At 54.3% G+C, this 2,842-nt stretch carries 2 protein-coding genes and 1 pseudogene; all 3 read left to right on the top strand.

Annotated elements, in window-relative coordinates; translation table 11 throughout:
• Positions 1-534, top strand: a pseudogene (locus tag Q7T06_RS10515) (lysine decarboxylase); the annotation flags it as partial.
• Positions 535-562: 28 nt separating this feature from the next.
• Entirely contained in the window at positions 563-2,095 is a 1,533-nt protein-coding gene (locus Q7T06_RS10510; protein WP_304784387.1) for a cryptochrome/photolyase family protein, read from the top strand.
• A 67-nt stretch (positions 2,096-2,162) separates the two neighbouring features.
• A complete protein-coding gene (locus tag Q7T06_RS10505) occupies positions 2,163-2,618 on the top strand; it encodes a PliI family lysozyme inhibitor of I-type lysozyme (protein ID WP_304784385.1) in 456 nt (151 codons plus the stop codon).
• The last annotated feature ends 224 nt before the right edge of the window (positions 2,619-2,842 follow it).

Genomic DNA, 2,842 nt, shown 5'->3' with positions numbered 1-2,842 from the left:
TTCATCATGTTCACGATCGGCATTACCAAAGGTCGCTGGAACACGCTGCTGACTGCGTTGCAACAGTTCAAGGACGATTACGACAAGAACCAGCCTATGTGGCGCATCCTGCCGGAATTCGCTGCAGCAAACCCGCGCTATGAGCGCGTCGGCCTGCGCGACCTGTGCCAGCAGATACACGATTTCTACAAGGCTTACGACGTGGCGCGCCTGACGACAGAGATGTATCTGTCCGACATGCAGCCGGCGATGAAACCATCGGATGCATTCGCCAAGATGGCGCACCGCGAAATCGACCGCGTGCCTATCGATGAACTCGAAGGCCGCGTCACATCCATCCTGCTGACGCCGTATCCACCGGGTATTCCATTGCTGATCCCGGGCGAACGCTTCAACAAGACGATCGTCGATTACCTGCGCTTTGCGCGCGACTTCAACGAGAAATTCCCGGGTTTCGAAACCGACGTACACGGCCTGGTCACGCGTGAAGTCGATGGCAAGCGCGGTTACTTCGTCGATTGCGTCAAGCAATAATCTCAACTGAAAAATCGCCGGGCATTCGATGCAAACTCTTTGCAGATTAATACTCGGCGATCAACTCAATCCGCAGCACAGCTGGTTTGCCAGCAAGCGTGACGACGTTGTTTACCTGTTCATGGAAGTACGTCAGGAAACAGATTACGTGCTGCATCACGCACAGAAAATCATTGCGATTTTTGCTGCGATGCGCGACTTTGCCGGGCAACTCCGTGCTGCTGGTCATCGCGTGGATTATCTCGCGATCGACGATCCGGACAATCTTCCTTCGCTGACAGAAAACCTCGATCGCTTATTCATCAAACACGATGCCCATGCATTCGAATATCAGGCGCCGGATGAATGGCGACTCGATGAGCAACTGGCAGCTTACATTGCAGGACTGAAGCTGCCGGCGCGCATGGTCGACACTGAGCATTTTTATACCTCGCGTGACGAAGCCTCAGAGATTTTCAAAGACCGCAAACAATGGTTGATGGAGCACTTTTACCGTCAGATGCGCGTCAAGCACGACGTGCTGATGAGTGGTCCGCGCGCGCCTGTGGGCGCGAAGTGGAACTTCGACGAAGACAATCGCAAAGCCTGGAATGGCTTGCCGCACGAACCGGCTGATACGCGGACCTTCCATGATCATTCAGCGTTGTGGAAAACCATAGTCGCATCCGGTGTCGCCAGCTTCGGTCAAGCGGCAGCCGATCGCATCGGCTGGTCGCTGAATCGTAGTGAAGCCTTGCAGCAGCTGGACGATTTCATGGATGAGGCATTACCGCATTTCGGTGATTTTCAGGATGCAATGAGTACCAAGGCGACGCGCTTGTTTCACAGCCTGTTGTCGTTCGCGCTCAACACCAAGATGCTCAATCCGCGTGAAGTCGTCGCACGCGCCGAAACCGCCTATCGTGAAGGACATGCACCGCTTGCCGCAGTCGAAGGCTTCATCCGACAAATCCTCGGCTGGCGCGAATATGTGCGTGGCGTGTATTGGGCGCATATGCCGGGCTATGACCAGCAAAATGCATTCGCTCACGACACGCCGCTGCCTTCCTGGTTCTGGGATGGCAATACCAGGATGCGCTGCCTGGCGCACGCGATCGGCGACTCACTGGAAAACGCACACGCACATCACATCCAGCGGCTGATGATAATCGGTAATTTCTCACTGCTCGCCGGTCTGGATCCGGTCGCTGTCCATCGCTGGTATCTAGGCGTCTACATCGATGCCTTCGAGTGGGTGGAATTACCGAACACACTGGGCATGAGTCAGTTTGCCGATGGCGGGGCGATGGCGAGCAAACCGTATGTCTCAAGCGCCGCTTACATCAACCGCATGAGCGATTATTGCAAGGGCTGTCACTATGACAAAAAGCTGCGTGTAGGCGACCAGGCTTGTCCTTTTAACGCACTGTACTGGGATTTCTTTGCACGTAATAAAACCAGCCTGGGTGGCAATCATCGCCTGGGCATGGTGTACCGCCAGCTTGAAAAAATGGATGGCGAAGTAGTGGCAGCCTTGCGCCTGAAGGCGAGCGACAGCCGTCAACGGCTGGATAAACTTTGATTATCCAGGTCATCGTCACCTCGACTTCAAACGCCTGCATTTAAGCAAACATAAAAGAAGATCATCATTGAATAAAATTTCCCTCTTTCTGATCAGCCTCGCCTGCGCTGGCATCGCAGGAAATACTTTCGCCGCCGACAAGGACCGCATCAAAACCGCCACCATGCCGCAAGGAATGACTGTCGTCGTCGCTGAAGGCGATCTGGAACCGCGCAGCGCCGGCAGCTACAGCCTGCGCCTGTACGCAAAGAACGATCCCGCCTATCCATATGATCGCTACAGCGCGGGCCTGGTGCGGCCGCGCAATGGCACAGTAGAAGAAATCAAGTTCGCCGACGTCAATCAGGATGGCAAAGCAGACATCATCGTCATCACGCGCTATACAGGCAGCGGTGCATACGTGACCGTGGATGCATACAGCGTCGGGACAAAATCGGTGCAACTGCTGACCTCGATTGCGGGGATGGATGCGAAGAAGGATGCCGTCAAGGCATTGAAAAATAAATTGAATCGCAGGCGCTGAGTTTGATGGCGCCATGAACAGCTAATGCGGTTCAGTTAAGACCTCAGCACGCAATCGGCGTTCTTTACAGATAAGCCTCAATATCCACTTCATCTATCTGCTCCACCGCCATATAGCACTGCGCGTATTCCATATAGACGCCGGAGCGCAGGAATAGCTCAAAGAGTTCTGCATCGATGTGCTGATCTTTTTTCATGACGGACATGATCTTCAGCGCCTCGGAC

Source organism: Herminiimonas sp. (assembly GCF_030645555.1).
In the GTDB taxonomy this organism is placed as follows: Bacteria; Pseudomonadota; Gammaproteobacteria; order Burkholderiales; family Burkholderiaceae_D; genus Oxalicibacterium.
The sequence above is the reverse complement of the archived record's forward strand: the minus strand, read 5'-3'. Positions and strand labels throughout refer to the sequence as shown.

Coding starts and splice junctions, on each gene's coding strand:
- Q7T06_RS10510 (WP_304784387.1), top strand. CDS start 563: ATGCAAACTCTTTGCAGATTAATACTCGGCGATCAACTCAATCCGCAG.